The organism is Shewanella indica (assembly GCF_033842865.1).
GTDB classification, from domain to species: Bacteria; Pseudomonadota; Gammaproteobacteria; order Enterobacterales; family Shewanellaceae; genus Shewanella; species Shewanella indica.
In genome coordinates this window covers 2,924,722-2,949,409 of record NZ_JAWXXR010000001.1, presented here as the reverse complement: position 1 = coordinate 2,949,409, position 24,688 = coordinate 2,924,722, and the positions used below count along the sequence as shown (strand labels likewise).

Sequence of the window (24,688 nt, the reverse complement as noted above, 5' to 3'; positions counted from 1 at the left end):
GAAATCATACATTAATAGACTAATATGTATGAAAATCCAAACCTGACAATGATAATCGTTCTATATGTTCTTTAAAAACATCACTAATCGGCTGGACGAAAACATTTGTCCTAGAGGGGAAAGAGATAAACCACATATCTTTTAAAACACTAGATAATTCATTATTTTCAGATAGAGGAACCCCCACAAGGTCAAACTCCTGGTGTAATATTCTAAAGGTATTTAGTAACTCTTTTCTAAGTAATTTTGAATTAAACTTTTCATTGGTTCCAATATAGATAACCTGTGCCTCTTTAAGGCGTCCCCTTACTCCTTCACGTATAACTATCTCTGTATTTACACTCGTAAACTTTCTGTATAGGTTTATAGTAGGCATATTAAATCGCCATTTAAGATAGTTTTGATTTGCATTTAGCTTCAAATTCCTACTTTTTTGTAGGTTGTAATATTTAAAATCAAATAATCTTGTTTTTTGTTCTAAAGACCTTAAAGGAATAAAGGAATTCTTTATATCGATAAAATTGAAAAAATTTGAAAATGATATGGATGGGCTAATTAGGTACTTGACTTTTGTATCTAACCTTATCCAGTCCTTACTTCTTTTTAAAGAATTCAAGCTTTGCTCATTTGGAAAAAAAAGCAAGCCATCCAAACCTTGAGACTTTGCTTCCTCTTTAATTTTAGCCAACATCCTGCTGAACAAGCCTTTACCTTGGTAATCGTCATGAACGTATGTTTCATATGGTTCAGCAACTTTAAATATCTTGTTATCTACTGTGTACTCTAACATGCCATAAGCATTACAAGCAATCACCTCTGATTTCTCATTCCGAGCGAGTGCTACAATAGCCCTCCCATAGGGACTGTTATTAAACTTCCAGTCTACCCAATCATCACTTTCTAAATAAGAATGTTTGTGGGCTTTACAGCGATTACTTGCTATGGATGCAAAATCAGTATTAGTTACACCTGTAGTGATTTCTATTTCAAGCATCTCGTCTCCCTAATTGATTATTATGTAATTGGACAGTATGTATTATCGAAAGACAAATGAAATAAAGAAAGCCGAATCGAAAATTAACTAATATTGTTGAACTTGATAGCCAGAGTAGATTAATTAAAAAAACTCTACTACTGCCTCTTACCGCTCTAAAGCTAGACCAGATAAAGAAAAAAATGATTACCAAAGACACAAGACCAAAACCTTGCAATAAATAACCCAATTCACTGTCAAAACTGTTTAGTCTCATTCCAAAATCATATTCTATACGGCTAACATCACCAGTACCAAATATTAAAGCAGCTTTAGAAATATCATTAATGTAGAAAAGATATTCTGTTATTACAATGTTTTTCTCACCAAAGCTTAGAAGTAAAGTATCGAGATCAACAAATCTTAAGTTCATAATGACAGCAATTGAAAATACTATAATCAAAGGAGTACTAAGTATGAGTAGACGAATAAGGCTTACACCATTACTAAACATCATCATTAAAACGGCAATCCCCATGCCTGTTCGACTTCCTGTTAAAAGTAAACCGATAAAACAGATAAGAAAAAAGTGTACCGCGGATTTAGGTTTAGTATCATACTTAGATATTGCAAAATGTAATCCCAAAATAAGGGTATAAGCTTTAGCGCATTGGTTGGGGTTAATAAAAATACCACCGAAGCGAATCCAAGAGAGCTGACTCATCCCGGCACTCTGAATAAATTCTTTGATCAAATGTTCATCATTCGAATATATATTGAGCAAAAATTCACTAAAAGGTTCAATGCGAAAAGCTATCGTTAGCTGTGAAAATAAAATTAAATAAGCAATTACTAGTAGTGAGTTCGATATCGAAGAAAATTTTATATCAAATGGAAATAATACAATTGAAAAAAAGACAAATATAAACAGTAAGTAGGAGCTAAATGCAATATCCAACCCAATGCTTGTACCGATCGAAATTGATAGTACACACAAAAAAGCCCATACATAGGCGCTCCCAAGTTGAAAACTATCGAAATTCAATCCTTTAGAACAAATTTTTCTAACTACAAATACTACCAATAAAAATGACTGGACAAAATATCCAAACATATTTGTAGGCGATAGAAAAATAAGAAGTAACGCTAATTTCATCTTCAGATAATGCCAGAAAAATAATTATTTATTTCAGATTTTAAGTTTTTCAAGTCAAAATCATTGTCATGTTTACTTAAAAGCATAGCCTTAGCACTCTCCATAAGTAAATGACTCTCAAAATTAAGGTCTTCATGGATTTTTAAGATTTTATTATCTTTATTTACTAACTTTTCAAGCCCTTCAACTTTTGTATGCCAGTTGTATGCAAAGCACGGTATACCATATGACATTGCAATAATACTTGAGTGCATACGATGCGAAAACATAATTTCAACCCCTGAATAGGCTTCAGCCACAGATTCTGGGTTAGTTACAAACTTTATATCTATTCGATAATTTGCATGTTTAAAGTGCTTTTCTAACTCTCTGGCCATATCTAAGTCTTGTCCAAAGCTAGTCAATATAAGTCTTACTTCTAGATGTAACTCTTTTGCAATTTCAATTAAGTTCTTCGCACATGTTTCAAGGTTTTGATGTTTTAAACCTAATACTGAATTTAGGTTCATAATATTTACACCAATATACTTTGTCTCACTATTATTTAAAGTCACCCATTTTGAAATATTAAAAACAGGATCTGCTACTAAATTAGTTTCCCTTGCCTTTATATTATTGTCTTTGAGCCTAGCCAGTGACTTAGAGTCACGTACACAAAAATTGTCTAAGTAAGGTGCTAAAGATTCAAGCTTACTAAAGTTTTTTTTGCTTAATTGACTGACACCAACAAAGCTAATAATTACAGGAATATTAAATCTACGGCAAATTCTAATGATATCAATTATACGATACAGCATATGGCCCGTAGCAAAATCGTCGATTATTTGCCCCCCTCCTATAATAACCAATTCACTATTTTTTATTGCCTCTCTAAATTTACTTCTATGATTTAATATATAATCACACCACCTAACGAAGCCAGCCAGAGAATTGCGTAACTTATTATTATTTGGAACCTTATGTGTATTTTTGGTATTTATTCTTTTTTCTAAATCAAACTTTAGCCCCATAATATCAAGACTAATAATTGCATGCTTTATCTTAAACTCTTGCTCAATAACGTAAGAAATTAGGTCATCACCAGAATTCAAGCCTGAAACACATGAAAACTTTAAAACTTTCACAAGTTATGCTCCTTATTTTATATTTGTATTTTACGGTATCTCATTGATAGTAAGAGGATAGATATCTCTATAAAAGTTGATATTATTAGAGAAAACAAAAGTAACTCAGTGTTAGTATCTCTCATATTTAGATGAAATAATATTACTAATAATGTTATTACGGATATAATCGCTGGACGTTTGATAGAGCCAATTGCTTGTAACGCAGTTGTTACAAACCTTTTAGTAGCAATCAAGGCAAAGAGTAATGCAAACATAAATGACCAATTTTGTGGGAGATTAATTGCACCACCAAGCCACAACTTCAAAATAAACTCATCGAGCATAAAAAGGCATAAGAAAGAAAGCATAATGAATAGCCATGTAAATGAAAGGCGTTTATTCCAAACAAATAGTTCACATTTTATTCTTTTTGTTGAAGCAAGAGTTATATTTCGCCATTCATATTGCAAAAATACTGTTAAAATGAGTAATGGGAGAGAATAATACCTCAGCAATATACCAGCCTCCCCGGCTAGCTTTGTATTTCCAACCACCCCTATTACTACAGGAAGCGCTAGCAAAATAACCCCACTAAGCCCTTGAAATAATAGAAACCATAGTCCGTCTCTATAGGTCAATTCATCCTTTATTGAACTAGGCACATTGAATAAATAACCATTAAAACATTTATATAAAATTAGGAGGTTAAGTATTGGAGAAAAAACAACATATAAGGTTGCAACATAGTAAACTTCAAAACCAATTATTAAATCAGAAAAAAAGTTGAATTTAAGCAACAATAGCCCTACAGTTACTATTAGGTTATTAATGACGGGGACAATTACTGTTACAAAGCCTAAATTTATAGCGAATAAAAATTTATTTACCAATTTTGACCAAACATTTATTAGACCAAATAAAACCATAAACTCTAAAAAATATTCAGACATTGGTTGAGAAAGTATTTGCCCCCAATCAATAAAAAATGAGCCAAAAAGCCACCCACCCCAAATAACTAAAAGAGAAAAACCTGATTTTCTAAAGGCCTCTCTTATCAAGTTTTTCTTTCTTATTAAGTCGCCATCCTGCTCTGCTAAAGTATATTTATTTCTAGCTTGATTCCCCACACCACCATCAAACGAGGTTATCCATTGATATATACTATAAGCGATAATCCAAGTTCCAAAACTTTCATCTGACAAAAGTCTGAAGCAAAGACTAATGTTTATTAAGCCGACTACAACATTTGTAGACGTTAAGAACATCATACTGGCAAGCCTGTATTGAATGAACATTTTTTTTATCTTTAAGTTTAAAAAGCTAAAATTTTTCAAACCAAATTCCTAACAACGAATATTAAAAAACTTTAAATCTATGAATAGCAATTTAATTATATATTGCTGTAAAATAGCTCACCACTCAGGGGAAGGGCATGAAAATTCACTTGCCAAATATAAACTTTTCATGGTGATCGCTGTTGCGATTGGCTTTCATTTGTTTCGCTCTTCCTCCTTTCTTAAAGCTTGTCTATGACAGAAGACGATTCACTTCAACATGCCTATCACCTACCATAATTTTAGGTGCACCATTACGTTGGATACGACAATCATATACTTTAATTCCGGACCGGTGGAACTTCCCACAGCATCCCCTCGCCGAATGGTACGTGAGCATCACGACACATACCGCTCCAGTTAAACGGTCGACCCTCTGCGGCAAAATAACCGCGATCTATGCTGAGTTGAACCACCTCACCACAAAGGGTTATTTATAGCTTGAGATGCTCGCTCGCCTTGAGCTCAGGCTCATTCGCTGGCCTGACCGATGTCGCCAGTATTAGTTCGTGTCTAAGTCGATAGCAATATGCTGCTTGTATCCGTTTATTGCACGGGATTTGGATTTTCTACCGTGGCGCATTTCGCTACCACTAATTGAGATCCGCCAATCAGCTGCCCCCCAGCTTAACTGGGCAACCACCATCACCATCTAGGTCGGGTTCAATATTTTGAGATAGTACGGTTTATAATAAAGTTAAACTTTCTTTAAGTTCTTTGTGCTCTTTGAACAATTCGCCCTGTGCATCCAACCAGCGTTGTAACTGGCTAACATCAGACATCAAGGTATTGATGGCCTCGGATTTTTCAGTAGGCCATGACCAGTCAATATCGAGGGCGGCCTTGATACTGCTTTATCCTAGCAGCTTAGTTCGGCCGTCAGACAGTAGCGACTCTTTATCTACCTGCAATGGTGCAGAGCCAAGTGCAATCCTCAACTGAGCATGGCCAAGCCGCCAAACTCTCAGGCAACCTTAACGGTTTGCTCAAGTAAGGCTTCATCCATATTAGCTTTAACCAAACAATGTCTGAAGTCACAAAGAACGCCATGTAAAAATGGTGGCTCATCACTCCCTAAGCAATTAAGTACCATCTGCCAACAAGCATCGAGCATAGCAGCGAGTATCGCGCCAGCATCAGACTTTTGCTCATAGGACTGAAGGAGTGTCGCCATAGTTAATTGTGCCGTTGGAATGGGGGTTTACCTCTGGGGTGGTCGACGTAAAGCGAAAACAGTTTTCAGTGAAGGCCTCGTCGAAATTCTTATAGCTCGAAATTAATTGGCAATCCACCACTATCCACGGCCAAATGAATTCTCGTTGAATTACCACCGCAACTCTCATAAGATATCAAAACTGATATTCTCGCGCTTACCTTTTCTTCCCCCTTGGTAGCCAGCAATCACTGCGCTAAGGATAAGGAATAGGATAATCAAAGAGTTTATGGACAACTTTACCTGTTGACGAGGGCCATTAATGTTTGAAAAGTACTTGAATAGTTGTAGTTGCGATATGGACCAACTCTCTTATTACTAAAAAGAAGTATAAAATCAAAAACTTAAACCAAGGTAAGGCTTAGAGTTCTTAACCTGACTAAATACCGTATTTAAATAATATAGTAATGGTGAGAAGTAACTGACCACTTATTGCATTTTAGCAATTTTATATCTCAGCCTTTCAAACCTAGCTGAAGCACTGCTCGTCCATTTTGAGACCATCCATTTTCGTAATCCCATAAAAAGTCTAGGTATTTCGGTATTTTAGGAAAATATCCCAATAGGCCCACAATTTCATTTTTTTAACTTTCTTTTTTAACAAAATGTCTGATAAGAATGATCATTATCGCTAACATACCGCCTACCATGGTACCTAGCACACAAATTAATGCCCGCTTTGGTTTAGCCTTTTCTTCGGGGACAATGGCTGGGTCTATTGTTTTAAACACATATTCATCCCGCACTTCGGCGAACATTATTGTTTTAGCCTGTTCTTCTACCAGCTTGTATAGAATGGCTCGAATGTCAGCAACATTTGTGAGTTCAATCTGTTTATTTAAAAACTCAGTACTTCGATTAGCCTCTGCAACATCCCGGTCTTTCATGGTTAGGTTGATATCTGCAACTAACCAATCTAACCATTGTTTGGCAATAAAAGGGGATTTATGCTCTATCGAGATTTTAACCATCCCAGTATCTTTATCTTTATTAACAGAAAAAATTTCTAAAAACTCTTTATGAGCCTCCTGTAAAGAAGGTTTTGGCTGAAATGGCGGCTTTACGTCACGTACCCAAGTCTTGCTGCTTTGCTCATAAATATCCGGGTCAAATGACAAACTATTGTCGGCCATATGCCACTTATCAACCGCCATTAGCTCAGGTAGTATTTGGTGTTTTTCAATAAAGTTCCCGATAAATTGCCTTGACTTGAGTACTTCAATAGCCAGTTGTGTCTTATCAGTGCCACCTTTGCCGCCTAAGTTAATCCCCGCCATACTGGCAAGGCCACCAAACTGGGAGGCGAGTCCCGCAAGCGCTCCTGCGCCCTGTTCTTCCGACGCTGGGGCCAATAACGCCTCCGATTTATAGATATTCGGTAGCATTAGCGCGATAACCACAGAGGCAACGGCAAACACCAGGGTGATACCCGCAATAAGCCATTTACCTTGCCAAATTACGCTGAAAAGTTCACGAAGATCGATTTCATCATCTCTTAGCGCATTCGCCGCAAACTGCGCGTCAGGATGATGCTGAGGGGTAATATTTGATGTCATATTTTTTTATCTAGTAATAAATTATTTTGATTTTGCTCCAGAGTGGCTTAACGCCTCTCTGGAACAAAGCCATTTATTTGTGATTACAACCCGGAAATGGTCGCTACGGCCACCGCTGTGTTGTAAATGATTTGGGTTACCTGGCTCCAGAGCGTCAGGTTATCTTTATACTCTGTATCCAATGGGACTATGATGGTGTCCCCGGGTTGCAGGTTATCTGCACTGCTGAACCACATGGAGCGTTTAGGCATCATTACCGAGCCATCAGCCTTTATTACGTAGGTTCTGTCTTCATCAGCACGCTTACGGGCACCACCGGACATATCAAGATATTGGTCAAGAGTAATACCTTCTTTATACCTATGGGTCGATGCATGCTGCACTTCGCCCATAACCGCTATGGTCTGCTTGGTTGATGGCACATAAAGAATATCTTGATCTTCCATCTGGATATCTGCCTGGGATATCCCCACTGAGATAGCCGGCAAATCCACCACCAAACGGCCGACAGCCTGAATGCTTTCCAAATCTTTCAGCATCAATTGAGCATCGGCATAGTTAACTAAGTTGCCGTCCTTGGAAACCCCTCTGGTGGCGATATCGCGCCGCAGTTGGTCGGCCAGCTTCTTGATTTCCATCTGCTCCTGTTTACGCACCGATTCCCGCACAAACACCGCAGAAGGGAGATAAGCAAATTCGGTAAAGCCACCGGCCCGTTGGATCACATCCTGCAGCGTTTCACCGCGGCGGATATTGTAAATACCCGGGAACTTAACTTCGCCTCGTATTTCAACGGTTTGATGCTCCTGCCAGTCCGGGGTGGTCATCACTGTAAGGATATCGCGCCCTTCCAATGGCAAATCAGCAGTTTTGTTCCCCTGAAGCGCACTGGTTAAGTCCACGGTTTTATGCTCTATGGATGAACCACCGGCATTGGTAACAGTACGAGTTAACTCAGCCCTGGCTGTGTAGGCGCCTTCTTTCAGGCCCCCGGCGGCTTCAATCAAAGAGCTGACAGAGGCATTAACCGTCAGCGGGTACATACCTTCGTGGCGAACCTGGCCGCCAACGGCAACAATTTTTACACTGTCACCGGCACGGGCCTGGGCGTTGAGTTTACTGATAACCGGGTACAAGAGTTCGCTACGATTCATCATGTAGCTATATTTGATTAAGTCAGTGTCATCAAACAGGTTCAATAACATCTTACTGACTTCTGAAATTACAACTGCCTGTTCATCACTTGTTGCATCGCTGTCATCAACCACTACCCCACCAACAGCGTTGCGCCTATGCAAAGTTTTACTTTGCAGCAGGTTGAAACCTGCCTTGAACAGATCATTTCCTATCAGCGAGTTACCCGAAAGCGAAGTCACCTTGGCCACTCTTTGCTTGACCAGCTTATTCAGCTCATATCGGTTAAGGCTATCGTCACTGAAGTTGAAAACAACCAGCTTATCTCTTGGTTGCAGTACCAGGTTTTCATTGGCGTCCTGATTAACAATCGCCTTTCCCGGTGCAAATTGGTAGACCTCTATGTTGCCGTAGTCATCCACCTCACGAAGCAAAATTGCATAATCCAAATCGGCGGATATTTGTAAATCAGACCAAATTGATTTGAGAATGTCATTCACCCTCAAACCTTGATGCCATTGGTACTTTCCAGGCCGAACAACAGCGCCAACCAGAGTCACGGCATTATCATATTGCCCTGAGGTTCCCTTAACCCTAACCACATCGCCTGCTTTGGCCACTGTTTTTTGACCTTTGGCTGAAGTGAGATCAACTGTGAGCAAAGATTTAAGGCCCTGGTCATTGTAACGTTCGACCACACTGGCCTTTGGATAGGAACCCGGCTTAACACCGGCGGCCATATTCACCACATCCCCAAAGGTTTCACCGCCTTTCAGCTCATAGATAGCGGGGCGACGCACTTCGCCGGCCACACTGACCAGCCCACCCACAGGAGGAATAAACACTACATCTCCGGATTGCAATCTCAGATCGCCGGAGGCATCACCGCGCATCAATAAGTCATAAAGATCCAGAGTACCGACCAATTTGCCGCCACGCTTCAGCTGTACCTTACGCAGCGAACCTATTTCATTAACGCCGCCGGAGACAAACAGCGCCTGAGTCATGGTTGACAGACTGGATACAGTGTAAGAACCCGGTTTGTAGGCATCACCGGCCACAAAGATACGAATAGAGCGCAGTTCACCCATAGTGATATTGGACTCTATGCCTATCATCTGGTGTTTGATGCGTTTTTGCAGGGTATCTTTGGCTTCGGCAAAACTTAAACCGGCAATACTGATAGGGCCAAGTTCAGGGAACTGTACAGTGCCATCACGATTAACGGTAAGTGAGAACTCTCTATTGGTTTTACCGAAGAGTTGCACCATCAGGGTATCCCCTGGCCCCATCAGGTACTCACTGGGAACCGGCACATCGGAAACCGGTGCAAAAGTGCTGGGTTCACCGGCAAACAAGGAGTAACCAAAACGCTTGAGAGCACTCTTGTCTGTTGCTTCAACCGTAAAGTCTAAAGTTGGCTTTTCTCCCGCATTAGCGCTGTTATCCTTTTTTTCTCTTGGATAAACAACTTGCGGATTGACTTGTTTCTGACTGATGTTACTGCCTCCACTCAATATGGAAGGATCTATTCCATACTGCTTGGCTAACCTTTCCTGTTCAGCGCGAGGCAAATTTTTGAATTGTTCGATCATCTGAGGTGATGGCGTAACAGCTTGAGCTTGCGAGCCAAGCAAAGCCAAAGCGCCGATACCCGCTATGATGAGTTTTTTGGTTTTCTGTAACACCAGTTGTCTCCGTAATGGTGAATAGCACTAAAAATCAAATGAACCTTTCAGCAATGCAACAACCGCGTTTAACGCGATACGCGCTTCAACCCGGATTCCATTTGAGACCAACGCCTCTTACTTGCTGATTTTTAAATGGCGGAAACTGAACAGTTTCCGGTTTAACTTCTCTGAACCTGATAATAGCGTTTAGCCATAAACATCAGACCCATTGAGTTATACAGGTTTTCGCATCATCACAGAGCTAGCGTTCCGCGTGGTTCTCAGAGGGCTTCGGCGCCCGCTTCTTGATTCCAGACACGCTACCGTTCCGCGTGGCGCCCAGAGGGCTTCGGCGTCCACTAAGAATATGAAACTATTCATATTCTTGTCTTCCAGACACGCTACCGTTCCGCGTGGCGCCCAGAGGGCTTCGGCGTCCACTAAGAATATGAAACTATTCATATTCTTGTCTTCCAGACACGCTACCGTTCCGCGTGGCGCCCAGAGGGCTTCGGCGTCCACTAAGAATATGAAACTATTCATATTCTTGTCTTCCAGACACGCTACCGCCCATGGATTGCGGCCTCCAACTTGCCCTTTGCGATGCAAAAACTATATTTTTAAAAGCGTTAAAAAAATGCTACCCAAAGTCTTTAAGGTAACATTCATTTCCTGTACCAGGTCTTGCTTTGCCGGGGGATTATATCCCAACAACCCAGGTGATACAGTTCAAAAAACACCCAGCCCTTGTTAAACTGAGCAATAATTCAACTACCAAGTTACAGCCACACTATTTTTGCAAAAATGAAAAATATAACAGCATGATTTTTTAGTGAAAAATACAAACTTATTCATAGTTCGCAAATGTTGAGCTTTGTAACAATGGGAAATGTCTTACACGAGCAGCGAGCAATTACGCACACGCGGCTTTAATTGCCTTTTGGTCCACTATTATACTTTTGTGCTGACCAAGAAAAGTAAACAATACTTTACAGCGGGTATCGCCGCATTTTTCAGCAAATATGCCATCAAAATCAGTAAATGGTCCTTCAGTAAACTGTATTTTATCACCGGACTGCAGGGGCTTTTCTGTGATCAAGGGCGTAGCTAACTCACGTTGCTTGAGCTGAATGATTAGTTGCTCATCAATTGGCAGCAGTTTCTCACGACAATTGACCAAATTGGCAACACCGCGAGTAGAGCGGATCTGACGCACGCTGGTCAGTTCAGGATCAAACTTGATGAATAGGTAGTTGGGAAACAGAGGTTGCTTTTGAACGACAGTTTTGTTTTTTTCTTTCTTTTCAAGCCGCACCATCGGCAAATAGGTCTCAAGCTCTTGGAGCATCAGATTCTGTTGAGCCCTCACTTCACTGCGAGGTTTACAGTACAAAAGGTACCAGGCCTTCATGGTGTTCTCACTACTTGGTTTCTGTCAGGTGACGTCCTATCACAGCGGGCAATCATAGCAGACATAAGTTTACAATTGAAAGTGAATTTCAGGTTTCCCCCTCCCCCCACTTTGGTCTAATTGAAATCACGGTCACAAATCAAACAGGTCTGACCATTGTAGCGGCGTGCATTGCTCATAAAGCCGTCGCTTCCCGGCCTTGAAATTGACTTTGTTACTGGATCCAGAGTATATAAGGTGAGCTTTGTTGCTTTTGATGAACAAATTACAATACAGAAAACCAAAGCCTCAATCACAGCGCATTAAAAGACATGCCCATAACACTTTACAAAACAGTGTGATGTTAACGGCAAAACAGCTGGGATAAATACAATCGCTTTCTGTGTCGACTTTTGTCACACGGCCAATTAACAATTTTAAGGTGGAAGACTTCATGAGCTTAGCAAAACCTCAGGGGACTGTGCTCGGACATCCCAAGGGATTGTTCCTGCTGTTCACAACAGAGCTTTGGGAACGATTCAGTTACTATGCGATGCGTGCCATTCTGGTACTTTATCTTGTTGACCAAGTAAGAACCCAAGGCGCAGGGGGGTTAGGCTGGACTCAAGCAGACGCTTTGAAACTCTACGCTTGGTTTACCGGCTTGGTCTACCTGACACCGCTTTTGGGTGGATGGTTGGCCGACAATGTTCTTGGCCAGCGGAAAGCGATTTATATCGGTGGTGCCTTGATGGCGATAGGCCAGTTCACTTTGGCCGCTCCCCATAGTTGGGTGCCCGGGATGGAGACCATAGTCTTTTATGCCGGTCTTGGTACCCTGATAGTAGGTAACGGTTTATTTAAGCCCAACATTTCAACCATGGTAGGCGACCTTTATGAAGAGGGTGATCACCGCCGCGACGGCGCCTTTACCATCTTCTACATGGGTATTAACTTGGGTGCAGCCCTGTCCGGCTTTGTTGTCGCCTGGGCTTATACTAGCTTTGGTCATAAAGAAATTATTGATGGCGTTGAAGTGACAGTTAACAACTGGCAAGCCGGTTTCTTCTGTGCCGGTGTCGGTATGCTGATCTCTCTGCTTATCCAGTTCCTGTTTGCCCAAAAACTCTTGGGTGATATTGGTACAGTTCCAGCAGCAAAAATTGAAAAACAACGTGCCGCCGAGCGCGGTGAAGTAAGAAAAGAACCCCTGACTAAAGTAGAGCGTGACCGCATTAAAGTGATCATGGTGATGGGTCTGTTTACTATTATCTTCTGGGCGGGTTTTGAGCAAGCCGGCGGCTTGATGAACCTATTCACCAATGAGTTTACCGACCGCTTTATCGGTACTTGGGAAGTACCGACAACTTACTTCCAGTCACTGAACGCCATTTTTATCGTGGTTTTTGCCCCCGTGATAGCTTCTATCTGGATCCGTCTTGGAAATAAAGAACCCAACTCACCGGTGAAATTTGCCCTTGGTCTGGTTCTGTTGGCTATTGGCTTCCTGTTTATGATAGGCGCAGTACTGGAGATGGGTGGCGACGCCTCTGCCAAGTCCAGTATGTGGTGGTTGGTTGGTGCCTACTTCTTCCATACCATGGGTGAGCTTTGCCTTTCCCCTATCGGTTTGTCTATGGTCACTAAGTTGGCACCTCTGCGTATCATGTCACTGCTGATGGGCTTTTGGTTCTGCTTTATTTTTATTGCCAACTTAACCGCAGGCTATGTAGGTTCATTTATCGGCCACGGCGGCGAGAAAGAAGAACAATTGGCCAATGCCATGTCTATCTTCTCCGGCATTGCCATCACGGCAGCTATTTCAGGCGTGCTCCTCTACTTTATGGCCGATAAACTGGTCGATTGGATGCACGGCGCAGAAAGCAAGATTCACGATCACTCCGAAGAAGAAGCTTTGGAGCAAGAAATTGCCGTAACAGGTGAGCATGAAGCGATAAAGCGCTAATAATCATTTAGTTACCTAATAAAAAAGGCTGCGACATGCAGCCTTTTTTATTATTTGCAATTTAATAACTTACCGCCTTGGTTTCGCCTTTATAAAGCGTTACAGCGACAGCTGCACAAAGCCCCCCTGGGGGATTTTGGGATTAAAACTCAGCCCCAGGAATCTGTCTTGTTGTAGCAGCATCCTATGTTCTGCCTCACTGGTAACTACACAAAGCTGCTCTGCGGGCATTAAGCTTCGAAATTGAGTTGTGGGCTTACCCCACTCAAGTAGGCCCAACTGCAGCGAATCTGCCAGCGCCAGTGGCGTAATGCCATCTTGGTTACGTATATAACACCTCAGTCCCCTGCCCGCTTGGGCAATGGCTGCCCGGTAACTATCAAGTTCTATTGCCACGTAAATCATATCGCAATAGAGATCCAAGCCTGATTTGACCAAACGATCATTCAGATAGCTCAGCATGTTGAAGGGTTCTATCACCACAGAACTAACACCGGTACGATTAAGCTTAAGCTTCTGATTAACAAAACTCCGCATCAACACGCTGGCAAAAGCCGCGCGATTATCCTCCGGATGAAAGTGCGCCATATACATAATTAAATGATGGTTACCAACCATGGCAGAATCAATAAAGTAAGGACTTACCTGTTCGTGCTTGAACAAACTGTAATCCAATCTGGCCTTGGGATATTCAATACGGCTCGCGGGGAATAGCTGTTGCTGCACGCATCTGGCTGCTTCTGCATTTTGCTCAAGCAAAGCCAGGTTTTCATTCAGCTCCATAAAAGAGAGTTCTTCAACGTCCCGATTAACAGCAGCGTGCTCCTGATCCACAGATGTCAGGCATTGATTAATGGCGTGCTCAATACTGTAAAGATCTGATACTGGCTTAACCAAGTAATCACAGGCGCCGATCCTCAGAGCCTCTACTACATCGGCCATTACCTGATTTCCGGAGATCACAATGGAAGGAATAGCGGGGTTGATGCGCGACATCGCCTTGAGCATTTCCAAGCCCCCCATTCGAGGCATGGAAAGATCGGCTACCACCACATCATATTTCTGGCTTTTGAAACTCTGCAGCCCTTGTTCACCGTCCTCGGCTTCAACAACATTGGCACCCCGTCCACTCAAAAAGGCGGCAACAATATTGCGAAAAACAGGGTCATCCTCAACCAGCAGTACATTGAGACTGTTCAGCGCCATGGTTAAATCCCCGCAGGTATCAATCGCCGGTAACGAGTAACCTTTAACCTCCTGCGGGTAGACAAGCAGACGGCGGGTTACTCCAGTTCCTGCATATATTCATCTAGCAACTCGTCTTCGTCCTCATTCGAAGGCACATTGCCGTCGTACACCTTATAGTCCATGTGCTGTATATAAGCGTCTTTAACGAAAGTGTATGGATCGAGCGCGTTGTCTACTAATCTTTCTTGATCTATGGCAACTGAGCGTGCGTGGAGATTCTTCAGCCCCCACTTGATCACTGACTGCCACATAGTTAATTCTGACAAAGGAAAGTATAGACCATCCACCCAATCTGAAGCGAGTTCACGGGTGATATAAGGACCGAAAAATGGCGCCATAAAGTAGGGCCCGTTAGGTACACCGTAGTAACCCAGCACTTCGTTGAAGTCGTCCTGTTTACGGGGCATTCCCATCATATCGGCTACATCAATCAGGCCGAGCAACCCCACGGTTGAGTTAACAGTAAAACGGCCTCCGGCATTCAAGGCCCAGCCCCACTTGCCTTGCAATGTGTTGTTTACCAGGCTGTGGGGTTCTTCCAGGTTTAGAACAAAGTTATTAATGCCAGATTTAACCGGAATGGGCACATAATCGTTATAACCATGAGCAACTGGACGATAGAGATACCTATCCAGATAGAGATAGTTGAAGTCCCACATGGCTCGGTTGAACCCTTCGATAGGATCCCGAGGGTCACTGTAGCTGATGCTTACGTCCTGTGTATTCTTTCCTTCACCGCTTTCTGCAGCCATTGCCGAATGAACCCCCAGGGCAGCCGCAAGCATCAGAATCCATTTAAACTTCATATTACTCTCTTTGTATAAGTACCACTGTAGTCAAACCGAAAAACTGTTAAAGCTTTGATTACTATGCGCCGATAACAAGATTATCCGGTGCGACAATCAACCTTCTACCAATGCCGATTCGGACGGATAAGGATACTTCGCTGAGGAAATAGATCAAATTTAAATTTACGATTGCCCATCAAGAAATCAATTAGAGGAGTGGGGTTTGCAACAATGGATCCAATCAAAGGTACAATCCCGCCTTCAGGGCCAGGGCCTTCCTCTCAAACCAATGTGTCTATTCCGCTGTTACCGGTAACTGTAGTGGATTTAGGTAGTGAGCTCAGACTAGAGTTACAAAATATTCAATACCAATTGCAGTTCGTCGAACCTCAGGCCAGCACACAAGCAAAAGCACTTATATATCAGTCCAATACTACCCTGTTGGAGCTGACCCGTCCCTTAGGGGAGATTATTCAAGGCAGGCCGGCGCAATTGCTGTGGCTGGCGAATGAAGTACAGATAAAGCTGCCGGATGCACTGATGCAGCTGGCAGCCAAAAATGGCATCAGCCAAACGGCACTGCAACAGTTGGCTGCCAGACCACAGGGTTATCCGCTACCCATGTTGACTGTTTCTCAGGCTGAGATGCGTTTTGCCAACGGTACCAGCATAGCCTTCCCGGCGCAGTTACAACTGCCGACAGGAGAATATGTCGCCAAGGTCATCAGTAACAGTCAAGGGCTACAGCTGGAATTAAGCCCTGTTAGCGCAAGACAGGAGGTGAAACTATCGCCGGCCCCCGCTTTATCAACAACGACTACCGATGTGGCAAGTGAGCGTCTGATAACCAAGCCGGAACTCGCCCAAACCTATGCCAGGTTAATCAAACTTCTGGAACAACAACCCAAAGTTCAAGCGCCGCAAATAAACTCAGAAGCCCGAGCAAGTATTGACTCCAAAGCCGACTCGATAACAACGCCTGGCAGTAAGGTATCAACGCCTGTCTTACCTTTGACACAGCAAACACTTGATAAAATCGGCTTGGTTGAGTCGAGAGCGGCTGTTTTATCAAGTACAGACAAAGCGTCACTTCAGGCTTTGCAGCAGCTGGCAAGAACGACTACAGCTGAAAAGCCAACCGCCGCAACGGAAAAACCAACAACTAGGACAACATCCGATAAAGTGACACCAGAGGTGCCGAAAACGCCCGAGCTCAACTTTCTTCAGCGCGCCTTTAACAAAGCCGGAGCCATGCCGAGGGCCGAAGCGATGGCTCTTGAAGTCAAATACAATCTGGCTACGGAGATGCTTAAGCAGTTTCCGGCGTTATCGCCTGTCCCGCTGAGTGAACTGACCGAGCCCTCTTTGCTGAAAGCTGAGCTGCTGGGCCTCACTGGATTACAATTAACCCACCAACAAGCGCCGTCGCAAACGCTGACACAAGCCGGTGCCATTACCACCTTGTTTCAGCTGTTGCTTGGCATCAGGGCCGGCAATCAAAACCTCAGTGTACCCCAGCGTTTGAAGCAGTATTTAGAAGGGTTGCAAAGTCAATCCGGTCTGCAAAATTACCAACTGGCCTCGCTGGAAAAGCACGGTACACTGGATGCGCTGCAGCAGATGTCTCAGGCAGTAGCACTCTATCAACAGGCCAATACAGATAACGGCGGTCAATGTTGGTATTTTATGCTGCCCTACTATCTCAACCAAAGAAATGAGCAGCTGGAAGGCAAATTCGAGCATCAAGAGTCGGATCAGGACACGAACAAAGACAAAGCATGGCAGTTGCAGCTCAAGTTTAACCTGGGAATGGGCTCCTTGCTCATTAAGGCGCAAGTGAAGGATACCAAGGTCTACCTACAGTTTGTCGGCAGCACCCAAACCCTGATCAATAGAGTGAGTAATTTCCTGCAACCATTGTCGCAAAAGTTGCTTCAGTTAGGACTCACTCCCAATGAATTGAACGCCTACGTTGCCCCTGTACCCGCCTCCCTGTTGCCCGGCGATCATTACCTGGTACAACTGAAGGCCTGAGGAAAAACCATGTCCGAAGATTCAACCGACAAGCCAAGCAAACCTCGTCAGGCGGTGGCCCTGAGTTATGATGGCAAAACTGCGCCCAAAATCACCGCCAAAGGGCAAGATCTGCTGGCTGAGGAGATTATCGCTTTGGCAAAAGAGGCGGGCATTCATATCCATCAAGACCCTTACTTGAGTGATTTTCTGCAAATGCTGGAGTTGGGACAAGAGATCCCCAAGGAACTCTATCAACTGATCGCCGAGCTGATCGCTTTTGTCTATATGCTGGATGGCAAGTTTCCCGAGCAGTGGAATAACCTGCATCAAAGAATTGTCGACCAGGCCTAAAGAAAGAGAGCTAACACAGGCAAAGAATTACCTTGAAGGGGCTTCGTTCGTTTTCCTGACGATAGAAATAAAAAGAGCGCATTTAAAATGCGCTCTTTTTATTTGGTTGAATATCAGGCCCGGGCTGTCTTGCCATGCAAGCGAATTAAAAGTTCTGCTTCCGCTTTGGGTAGCTCACACTCGCGGATAAGCTCATCGACTCCGGCTCCCAGTTGCACCATTTTCATAGCCCGGCTGTAAAGCTTGGCCTGAGGGTCCTGCTGCATTGACTCATCGAGACGAGCATTTTGCTGCGCCAGACGCTTTTCCAGCTCCAACACCCGACGGCCAACGCCTATGGTACCGCTACGCAGCTCCTGCAGCTCCCGCTTGAAGGCCTCTCTTTGCCTGTCGCTTTCCTTGACCAGGACAGTTAACGCCTCAACCTTGTTCCTGAGCTTATTACTTTGTTTTTGCAGGTAAAGTACCAGTCCGAGACAGGCAATGACATATACCAGCGCAGCGATCAAGAAACCATCGCCCATCATGGGTTAAAACTCCTTTTCCACCAAGGCTTATCAGATTTGTGCCAACTCGGCCCACTCATCATCTGAAAGCAACTTGTCCAAGTCGACCAAGATCAATAGCTCATCACCACGATTGCTAACCCCCTGAATAAACTTGGCGCTCTCTTCGGTACCCACATTCGGCGCGTTATCGATTTCAGAGCTGCGCAGATAAACCACCTCGGCGACACTGTCGACCAAAATACCTATCACCTGCTTTTCCGCTTCGATAATTACGATTCGGGTAGAATCGTCTACTTCGGAGGAAGGTAAGCCAAAACGCGAGCGGGTATCAATAACCGTCACCACATTACCGCGCAGATTGATGATCCCCAATACATAGTAAGGAGCTCCCGGGACCGGGGCAATTTCGGTATAACGCAATACTTCCTGAACCTGCATCACATTGATGCCATAGGTTTCGTTATCCAGCCTGAAGGTTACCCACTGGAGAACGGCATCGTCCTTGCTTGCAGATACCGCTGCTACATTTCTTGAATCAGTCATATTTACCTCAGTCTATCGGATCCTGACAACCTAACCCGGCATTGAGCATTTCAATCAATGCCTGCACATGTAAAATGCCACACATTTGTTCTTTCACTACTCCGGCCAACCAGGGGCGCTTACCTTGACTGCCTCGCCAGTTGACCTGTGACTTGTCAATCTTGACCGCATTGACCAAAGACTCACAAGCCAAACCCCAATTACTGTTTTCCAATACTACAAGATATTGATAATTTACGGATTGCGCCAGTTTATCGTCGTATTTTTCCGGCATAACCCAGGCGCAGGTATCAACGATATTCAGTTGTGAATCCCGATAGCCCTGAACCCCCATAAACCAGCTTGGGCGTCCAAAAATATGATTAATACGCTCTATTCTGACGATACCGCCCAGACTTATCAGCGGCACCGCCAATGTCAGTCCCGCCACTTTAAAGAACAATACTTGAAACTCGTCTTCCAGTTGGGCCTTGAGCGGTTCTAGAGGCACTGCCGGTGCGCCGACTTGCGTTTCCAATTGCACCGCTTCCTGTCGCTCAGGCTCTGTTAGCTCTTGTATCTGAGCCTGTTCGCTCACGGCAGCATCAGTTTGAACATTCAACTGCCCGGCAATAGCTTCAACCTGCGGTTCAAGCTTGTTAACCGTTTTCAACGGCGTTTCTGTAGCCACTTCAGCCGCTTTCGTCTCAGCAACCGCCTCTTTAAACACAGGCGCCAACAACTGCTCCAGCGCATTGCGGTCGAGTGTCGGCGTCTTCTGCGCTGCCGGATATTGCTCGGCACTCGTCTCGGGCCGGGAAATGACCACCATCTTGGGCTCAGCCTCTATTGGCGCAGCAGTATTATCCCTTGACCCAGTGGCTGTTGTTTGGGCTGCCGGGTCAGACTCAGTCAGCAACAGGTTGAAATAATCAAAAACAGTCTCATCAACCGATTTTGACATGGTTAAACTCCCCCGCCAGCAGATAATCGAGCAAACGCTCGTAGGCCTTCACCCCCCGCGTATTGGGGGCATAGTGGGACGCCGGCAGATGGGCCAAACTGGCATCTCGGAACTTGGTATCCACAGGGATCACATCCGGCCATAGGGTGTCGCCGTATACCTCGCCGAGATGTTGCAAAGCTGCAGGCGAAGCCTTGGTGCGTCTGTCATACATGGTTGGCACTATGGAGTAACTGTAGCGGGTCTTCTTCGAGCGTCCCATCAACTCCATGGTTTTGATCATTCTATCCAAGCCTTTAATCGCCAAAAACTCGGTCTGAACCGGGATCACTATATGTTGGCTGGCTGCCAGAGCATTGACCATCAATACCCCCAGCACAGGAGGACAGTCGACCAAGGCGACATCATAGTCTTCCTCAACCGAGTTGAGAATATTACGCAGCACCAGTCCCATCCCTTCCTGGTGACCAAGGGCGCGATCCAAAGTGGCCAACGCCATAGTTGCCGCTAAAAGATCGACCCCCTCAACCGAAGTGGGAACCGCATGCTGTTTTACCAAAGAGGTATCAAGCTGCTTATGAGCCAGAAACAGGTCATACAATGAGCCTGGCACCTCTTCCGAATCTATGCCCAAATAGTAACCCAGCGAAGCATGGGGATCTGTGTCTATCATCAGAACCCGCTGACCACGCTTGGCCAGCGTGCCCGCCAAACTGGCTACAGTTGTGGTTTTGCCCACCCCGCCTTTTTGGTTTGCAATGGTCCAGACCTTCACTTTCTGCCCCTTATTCTCGCCTTGTCGGCCAACTCGCGAAACGAGCCACTATTATTGTCGTTCTTGTCTTATTCGGCTACTCATTACCCTCTTCACGGGTAGTGACCCGGATCCCACCGTGAGGTAAACGTATTACTTTTACGCCATCTTCCAACTCCGTCACCCTGGCATCTTCAGTATCAGCTTGGGGCGCTGGCGTTACAGCAGTACCTTGAACCGTTATTTTTTCAGGGTTCTCTGCGGTCGCTGCAGCCCGGGGAGCTTGCACTTGAGGCGATACATCCGCAGCAGTCTCTGCCGCCGATGTCACCTTAGGTCTAATCACATCCAATAAGGATGCTGTCTGCTGTGGATGACGGCTCATCCAATCGGCAATAATCGCCGCCTGTTCGTCCGGCACCATCAAGAGCACTTGGGACGACTCAAGCTGGTTGACTTCCTCGCTCAGGTGCCGGTTCTTTTGTCGCAAATCCCAGTAAAGTGCAGCCACTACCAACAGGGCAACCAAACATAAAAACAGCGCCAACCGGTATCCCAGTATGCGCGTTTCGTTATCAGCCACGAGCCGACTCTCGCAATATCGCTTCAGCCATATTATCCAGCGAAATGGATTGGCTGGAAATGCCGGCAGTTGTCACAGCCTGCGGCATACCATAAACAACACAGGAAGCTTCATCCTGGGCCCAGATAGTAGCGCCAACACCTTTAAGCATACGCGCCCCTTCACGGCCATCGGCGCCCATGCCCGTCAGGATAACCGCCAAAACATCACCGCCAAAAGCCTTGGAAGCTGACGCAAAAGTGATATCGACGCAGGGCTTGTAATTCATATCTTCATTGCCGGCGAGAATTTTAATCCGGCCTGTAGCCCCTGAACGCTCCAGCATCATTTGCATGCCGCCGGGCGCGAGATAGGCGCAACCGGGTCTGAGCATGTCGCCGTTGACAGCTTCTTTGACTTCTATCTTACACAAACCATTAAGCCTGCTGGCAAAGGCCGGTGTAAAAGCTGCCGGCATATGCTGTACCAATAAAATGGGATGCGGATAGTCCGCCGGAAACTGGGTCAATATTCGCTGTAATGCCACCGGCCCACCGGTGGAAGTGCCTATAACCAGCAATTTATATTGCTTGCCACTGGCTCTTGCAGGCGCCGCCCCCGCACTGCGTCTCTGCAATTGACGATTGGCTGAAATACTTGCTGCTGTGGCGCTCTGGCGCGGCAAACTGCTTGACGCTGCGGGCCGGTTTGACGAACCAAGCGGCGTAGGCGTTACGTTCGGCCGAACTATGGGGCGAAATATCCGCCTGCGTCCCAACGCCTTGACCCTTTGCTGCAGCAAACGAATCGCTTCATCCTTGTTGGTGGCAATATCTTCAAAACGCTTGGGAAGAAAATCCAAAGCCCCTGCGTCCAGCGCATCCAGGGTTGCCTTGGCGCCATCATGGGTTAAAGAAGAGAACATCAGGATAGGTGTCGGATGAGTGGCCATTATCTGCCGCACGGCGGTTATTCCGTCCATTATCGGCATTTCAATATCCATGGTGATCACCTGAGGCTTGAGCTCAGCGGCCAGCTTAACGGCTTCGGCACCGTTATTGGCCATTCCTATCACTTCAAGCTCAGGATCCTGATTGACTATTTCGCTGACTCGTCGTCGAAAGAAGCTCGAATCATCGACAACCAAAACTTTAATGGTCATTTAAATCCTTATACAGCACTTCAACGCTTGGACTTGGCGTAGTGCTTCAATAATCCTGGTACATCGAGGATCAGCGCAATACCGCCGTCCGATGTTATAGTGGCCCCCGCCATCCCCGGCGTACCGTGCAACATGGAGCCCAGCGGTTTAATCACCACCTCTTCCTGACCTATCAGGGCGTCCACCACAAAGCCTATCTGCATAGTGCCAAGCTGCACTATAACCACATGGCCATGCTTTTTGTCACCATGTTGGAAGCTCATCGGTTTACGGCTGAGCCAACGTTCGAGATAGAACAGTGGCACCGCCTTTTCCCTGACGATTACCGTCAGTTGTCCATCCACTATATTGGTCTTGGTCAGATCCAGATGGAAAATTTCATTCACACTGGAGAGCGGCAAGGCAAACACCTGCTTGGCAACTTCCACCATCAGAGTGGGCATTATCGCCAAGGTCAAAGGTACCTTAATCTCCAGACGGGTGCCTTTACCTTTGGCTGAATCGATATGCACAGAGCCATTAAGCTGGGTGATACGGGTCTTAACCACATCCATCCCCACCCCACGGCCGGAAATATCGGAAATCTCTACCTTGGTCGAGAAGCCGGGGGCGAAAATCAGGTTATAGGCTTCCTGATCGGACATACGGGCCGCGCTGTCTTCATCCAGCACGCCACGACTAATGGCAATCTCTTTGAGTTTCCCGGCGTCCATTCCGGCGCCGTCATCCTCAATTTTAAGCAGAATATGGTCACCTTCCTGGCTGGCTGCCAGGGTAATCACCCCGGTTCTTGGCTTACCATTGGCCTCACGTACATCAGGCATTTCAATACCATGATCCACAGAGTTACGCACCAGGTGCACCAGAGGATCGGCAAGGGCTTCGACCAGGTTCTTATCCAGATCCGTGTCTTCACCTATCATCCGCAGATCTATCTCTTTATTGAGGCTGCGGGCCAAGTCACGAACCACCCTGGGGAAACGACCGAATACTTTCTTAATCGGCTGCATCCGGGTCTTCATCACGGCCCCCTGCAAATCGGAAGTCACCAGATCCAGGTTAGCCAGCGCCTTGGACATCTCCTCGTCTTCACGGGATATCCCGAGGCTGACCAAACGGTTACGCACCAATACCAGCTCACCGACCATATTCATGATCTCATCCAGGCGAGCCGTATCAACCCGAACTGTCGTTTCCCCCTGCGGTACGCTGGCCGCAGCCTTGGCAGGTGTAGCGTCTTTAGCAACTGCAGGAGACTTGGCCTGAGGCTTGGCGGCGGCTTTAGGCGCCTCGACTTTGCTAGTTGCAGCAGCGGCCTTTTGTACCGCCGCTGCATTCGTTGCCGGCGCTTGGGACGCGGCAGCTTGAGATGCCGAGGGTTGGGATACAGCAGGCGCTGAACCACTGGCTTTAGCCCCTGGACCGGCGCCTTTGCCATGTAACTCATCGAGGAGCTTTTCAAACTCATCATCGGAGATTTCATCGGCATCGACACTGGCAGATGCGGCTTCCTCAACAACAGCACTGTTGGCTGCAGGCGCCGCGGCAAACTGCCCCTTACCATGCAATTCATCGAGCAGTCGCTCAAATTCATCGTCTGTGATGTCATCTGAAGAGGAACTTACAGGAGCGCTGTCGCTGGACTTGAGGGCGTCACTACCCAAAGCCGGAGCACTGCCGACAGAAGGCCCCTTGCCTGAACCATGCAAGGCATCCAGCAAGGCTTCAAACTCGGCTTCATCAATTTCATCTATACTGGCTGCGCTGCCTTGAGTCGATGTCTCGGGAGTCTGTGAAGTTGGCTCCTCAAACAGCTCCACCGCGGCACTATCAAGCATGCCATCAAACAACTCATCAACACTCTCATCGCCGGTTTCTACTGCGGCAGGCGTTTCAGCCTGAGCCTGTTCTGAAGGTAAAGGCGCACCTGAGCTAAGCAGCTTGAGTTTCGCCAATAACACTTCATCTGCAGCTTCCTGCTCCTGGCCGGATTGGGTTTGGTTGAACATGGTGTTAATCGTGTCCAACGCTTGCAGTATAATATCCATCAACTCGGAGTTGACACTGCGCTTACCGGTACGCAATAAATCGAAGGTGTTTTCTGCCTCGTGACAGACGTCCACCATGGGCCCTAACCCGAGGAATCCTGCACCGCCTTTGACCGTGTGAAATCCCCTGAAGATGGCGTTGAGCAAATCTGTATCTTCCGGATTGTTTTCCAGAGATACCAGCTGCTCTTGCAACAGCTCAAGGATCTCGCCAGCTTCAATCAAAAAATCCTGGAGTATCTCTTCATCAACATCAAAGGCCATTA

At 45.5% G+C, this 24,688-nt stretch carries 19 protein-coding genes and 1 pseudogene; 3 read left to right on the top strand and 17 right to left on the bottom strand.

Annotated features, from left to right (window positions below):
• Window positions 1-19: 19 nt before the first annotated feature.
• The 8 genes and pseudogenes from SIL79_RS13250 to rfaH form a co-directional block, all read right to left on the bottom strand.
• Window positions 20-994: a GNAT family N-acetyltransferase gene (locus tag SIL79_RS13250; RefSeq protein WP_319619338.1), complete on the bottom strand. Its 975-nt coding sequence runs from the start codon at window positions 992-994 to the stop codon at window positions 20-22.
• Entirely contained in the window at window positions 987-2,129 is a 1,143-nt protein-coding gene (locus tag SIL79_RS13245) for a hypothetical protein (protein WP_319619337.1), read from the bottom strand. The genes SIL79_RS13250 and SIL79_RS13245 overlap by 8 nt, the downstream gene beginning before the upstream one ends.
• 2 nt (window positions 2,130-2,131) lie before the next feature.
• The gene (locus SIL79_RS13240) at window positions 2,132-3,253 is read right to left on the bottom strand and encodes a polysaccharide pyruvyl transferase family protein (RefSeq protein WP_319619336.1); all 1,122 of its coding nucleotides are present in this window, start codon (window positions 3,251-3,253) and stop codon (window positions 2,132-2,134) included.
• Between the two features lie 17 nt (window positions 3,254-3,270).
• Window positions 3,271-4,569, bottom strand: a complete 1,299-nt coding sequence (locus SIL79_RS13235) for a hypothetical protein (protein ID WP_319619335.1) — start codon at window positions 4,567-4,569, stop codon at window positions 3,271-3,273.
• Between the two features lie 437 nt (window positions 4,570-5,006).
• A pseudogene (locus SIL79_RS13230) lies at window positions 5,007-5,808 on the bottom strand (IS1182-like element ISLpn13 family transposase); the annotation flags it as partial.
• A gap of 558 nt (window positions 5,809-6,366) precedes the next feature.
• Complete coding sequence (locus SIL79_RS13220; RefSeq protein WP_319619334.1) at window positions 6,367-7,338, bottom strand: Wzz/FepE/Etk N-terminal domain-containing protein; 972 nt, start codon at window positions 7,336-7,338, stop codon at window positions 6,367-6,369.
• An 83-nt stretch (window positions 7,339-7,421) separates the two neighbouring features.
• A complete protein-coding gene (locus SIL79_RS13215) occupies window positions 7,422-10,160 on the bottom strand; it encodes an SLBB domain-containing protein (protein WP_319619333.1) in 2,739 nt (912 codons plus the stop codon).
• Between the two features lie 895 nt (window positions 10,161-11,055).
• Window positions 11,056-11,553, bottom strand: a complete 498-nt coding sequence (gene rfaH, locus SIL79_RS13210; protein ID WP_039035665.1) for a transcription/translation regulatory transformer protein RfaH — start codon at window positions 11,551-11,553, stop codon at window positions 11,056-11,058.
• 433 nt (window positions 11,554-11,986) lie between these two features.
• Between rfaH and SIL79_RS13205 the strand changes: the two genes are divergently transcribed.
• Complete coding sequence (locus tag SIL79_RS13205; protein WP_039035664.1) at window positions 11,987-13,498, top strand: peptide MFS transporter; 1,512 nt, start codon at window positions 11,987-11,989, stop codon at window positions 13,496-13,498.
• Window positions 13,499-13,597: 99 nt separating this feature from the next.
• Here SIL79_RS13205 and SIL79_RS13200 read toward each other — a convergent pair whose 3' ends face one another.
• Both SIL79_RS13200 and SIL79_RS13195 read right to left on the bottom strand, forming a co-directional pair.
• Window positions 13,598-14,704, bottom strand: a complete 1,107-nt coding sequence (locus SIL79_RS13200) for a response regulator (protein ID WP_039035663.1) — start codon at window positions 14,702-14,704, stop codon at window positions 13,598-13,600.
• Window positions 14,705-14,781: 77 nt separating this feature from the next.
• On the bottom strand, window positions 14,782-15,498 hold the full coding sequence (locus tag SIL79_RS13195; RefSeq protein WP_226684820.1) for an MlaA family lipoprotein: 717 nt from the start codon (window positions 15,496-15,498) through the stop codon (window positions 14,782-14,784).
• A gap of 267 nt (window positions 15,499-15,765) precedes the next feature.
• On the opposite strand from SIL79_RS13195, the gene SIL79_RS13190 reads away from it, so the two are divergent.
• Window positions 15,766-17,568 (top strand): hypothetical protein, encoded by a 1,803-nt coding sequence (locus SIL79_RS13190; protein WP_319619332.1) that lies wholly within the window; start codon window positions 15,766-15,768, stop codon window positions 17,566-17,568.
• 9 nt (window positions 17,569-17,577) lie between these two features.
• A complete protein-coding gene (locus tag SIL79_RS13185; protein WP_101056084.1) occupies window positions 17,578-17,901 on the top strand; it encodes an EscU/YscU/HrcU family type III secretion system export apparatus switch protein in 324 nt (107 codons plus the stop codon).
• Window positions 17,902-18,014: 113 nt separating this feature from the next.
• Here the strand turns inward: SIL79_RS13185 and SIL79_RS13180 are convergent, their stop codons facing one another.
• The 7 genes from SIL79_RS13180 to SIL79_RS13150 form a co-directional block, all read right to left on the bottom strand.
• A complete protein-coding gene (locus SIL79_RS13180; RefSeq protein ID WP_101056102.1) occupies window positions 18,015-18,425 on the bottom strand; it encodes a DUF2802 domain-containing protein in 411 nt (136 codons plus the stop codon).
• 33 nt (window positions 18,426-18,458) lie between these two features.
• Window positions 18,459-18,953, bottom strand: coding sequence for a chemotaxis protein CheW (locus SIL79_RS13175; RefSeq protein ID WP_071477465.1), 495 nt, complete (start codon window positions 18,951-18,953; stop codon window positions 18,459-18,461).
• A 7-nt stretch (window positions 18,954-18,960) separates the two neighbouring features.
• Window positions 18,961-19,896, bottom strand: a complete 936-nt coding sequence (locus tag SIL79_RS13170; RefSeq protein WP_319619331.1) for a chemotaxis protein CheW — start codon at window positions 19,894-19,896, stop codon at window positions 18,961-18,963.
• Entirely contained in the window at window positions 19,880-20,671 is a 792-nt protein-coding gene (locus tag SIL79_RS13165) for a ParA family protein (RefSeq protein WP_039035657.1), read from the bottom strand. Before SIL79_RS13165 ends, SIL79_RS13170 begins: the two co-directional genes overlap by 17 nt.
• A 76-nt stretch (window positions 20,672-20,747) precedes the next feature.
• A complete protein-coding gene (locus SIL79_RS13160; protein WP_039035656.1) occupies window positions 20,748-21,233 on the bottom strand; it encodes a hypothetical protein in 486 nt (161 codons plus the stop codon).
• On the bottom strand, window positions 21,226-22,374 hold the full coding sequence (locus SIL79_RS13155; RefSeq protein ID WP_039035655.1) for a protein-glutamate methylesterase/protein-glutamine glutaminase: 1,149 nt from the start codon (window positions 22,372-22,374) through the stop codon (window positions 21,226-21,228). The genes SIL79_RS13160 and SIL79_RS13155 overlap by 8 nt, the downstream gene beginning before the upstream one ends.
• A gap of 20 nt (window positions 22,375-22,394) precedes the next feature.
• On the bottom strand, window positions 22,395-24,686 hold the full coding sequence (locus SIL79_RS13150) for a chemotaxis protein CheA (protein ID WP_162207017.1): 2,292 nt from the start codon (window positions 24,684-24,686) through the stop codon (window positions 22,395-22,397).
• Between the last annotated feature and the right edge of the window lie 2 nt (window positions 24,687-24,688).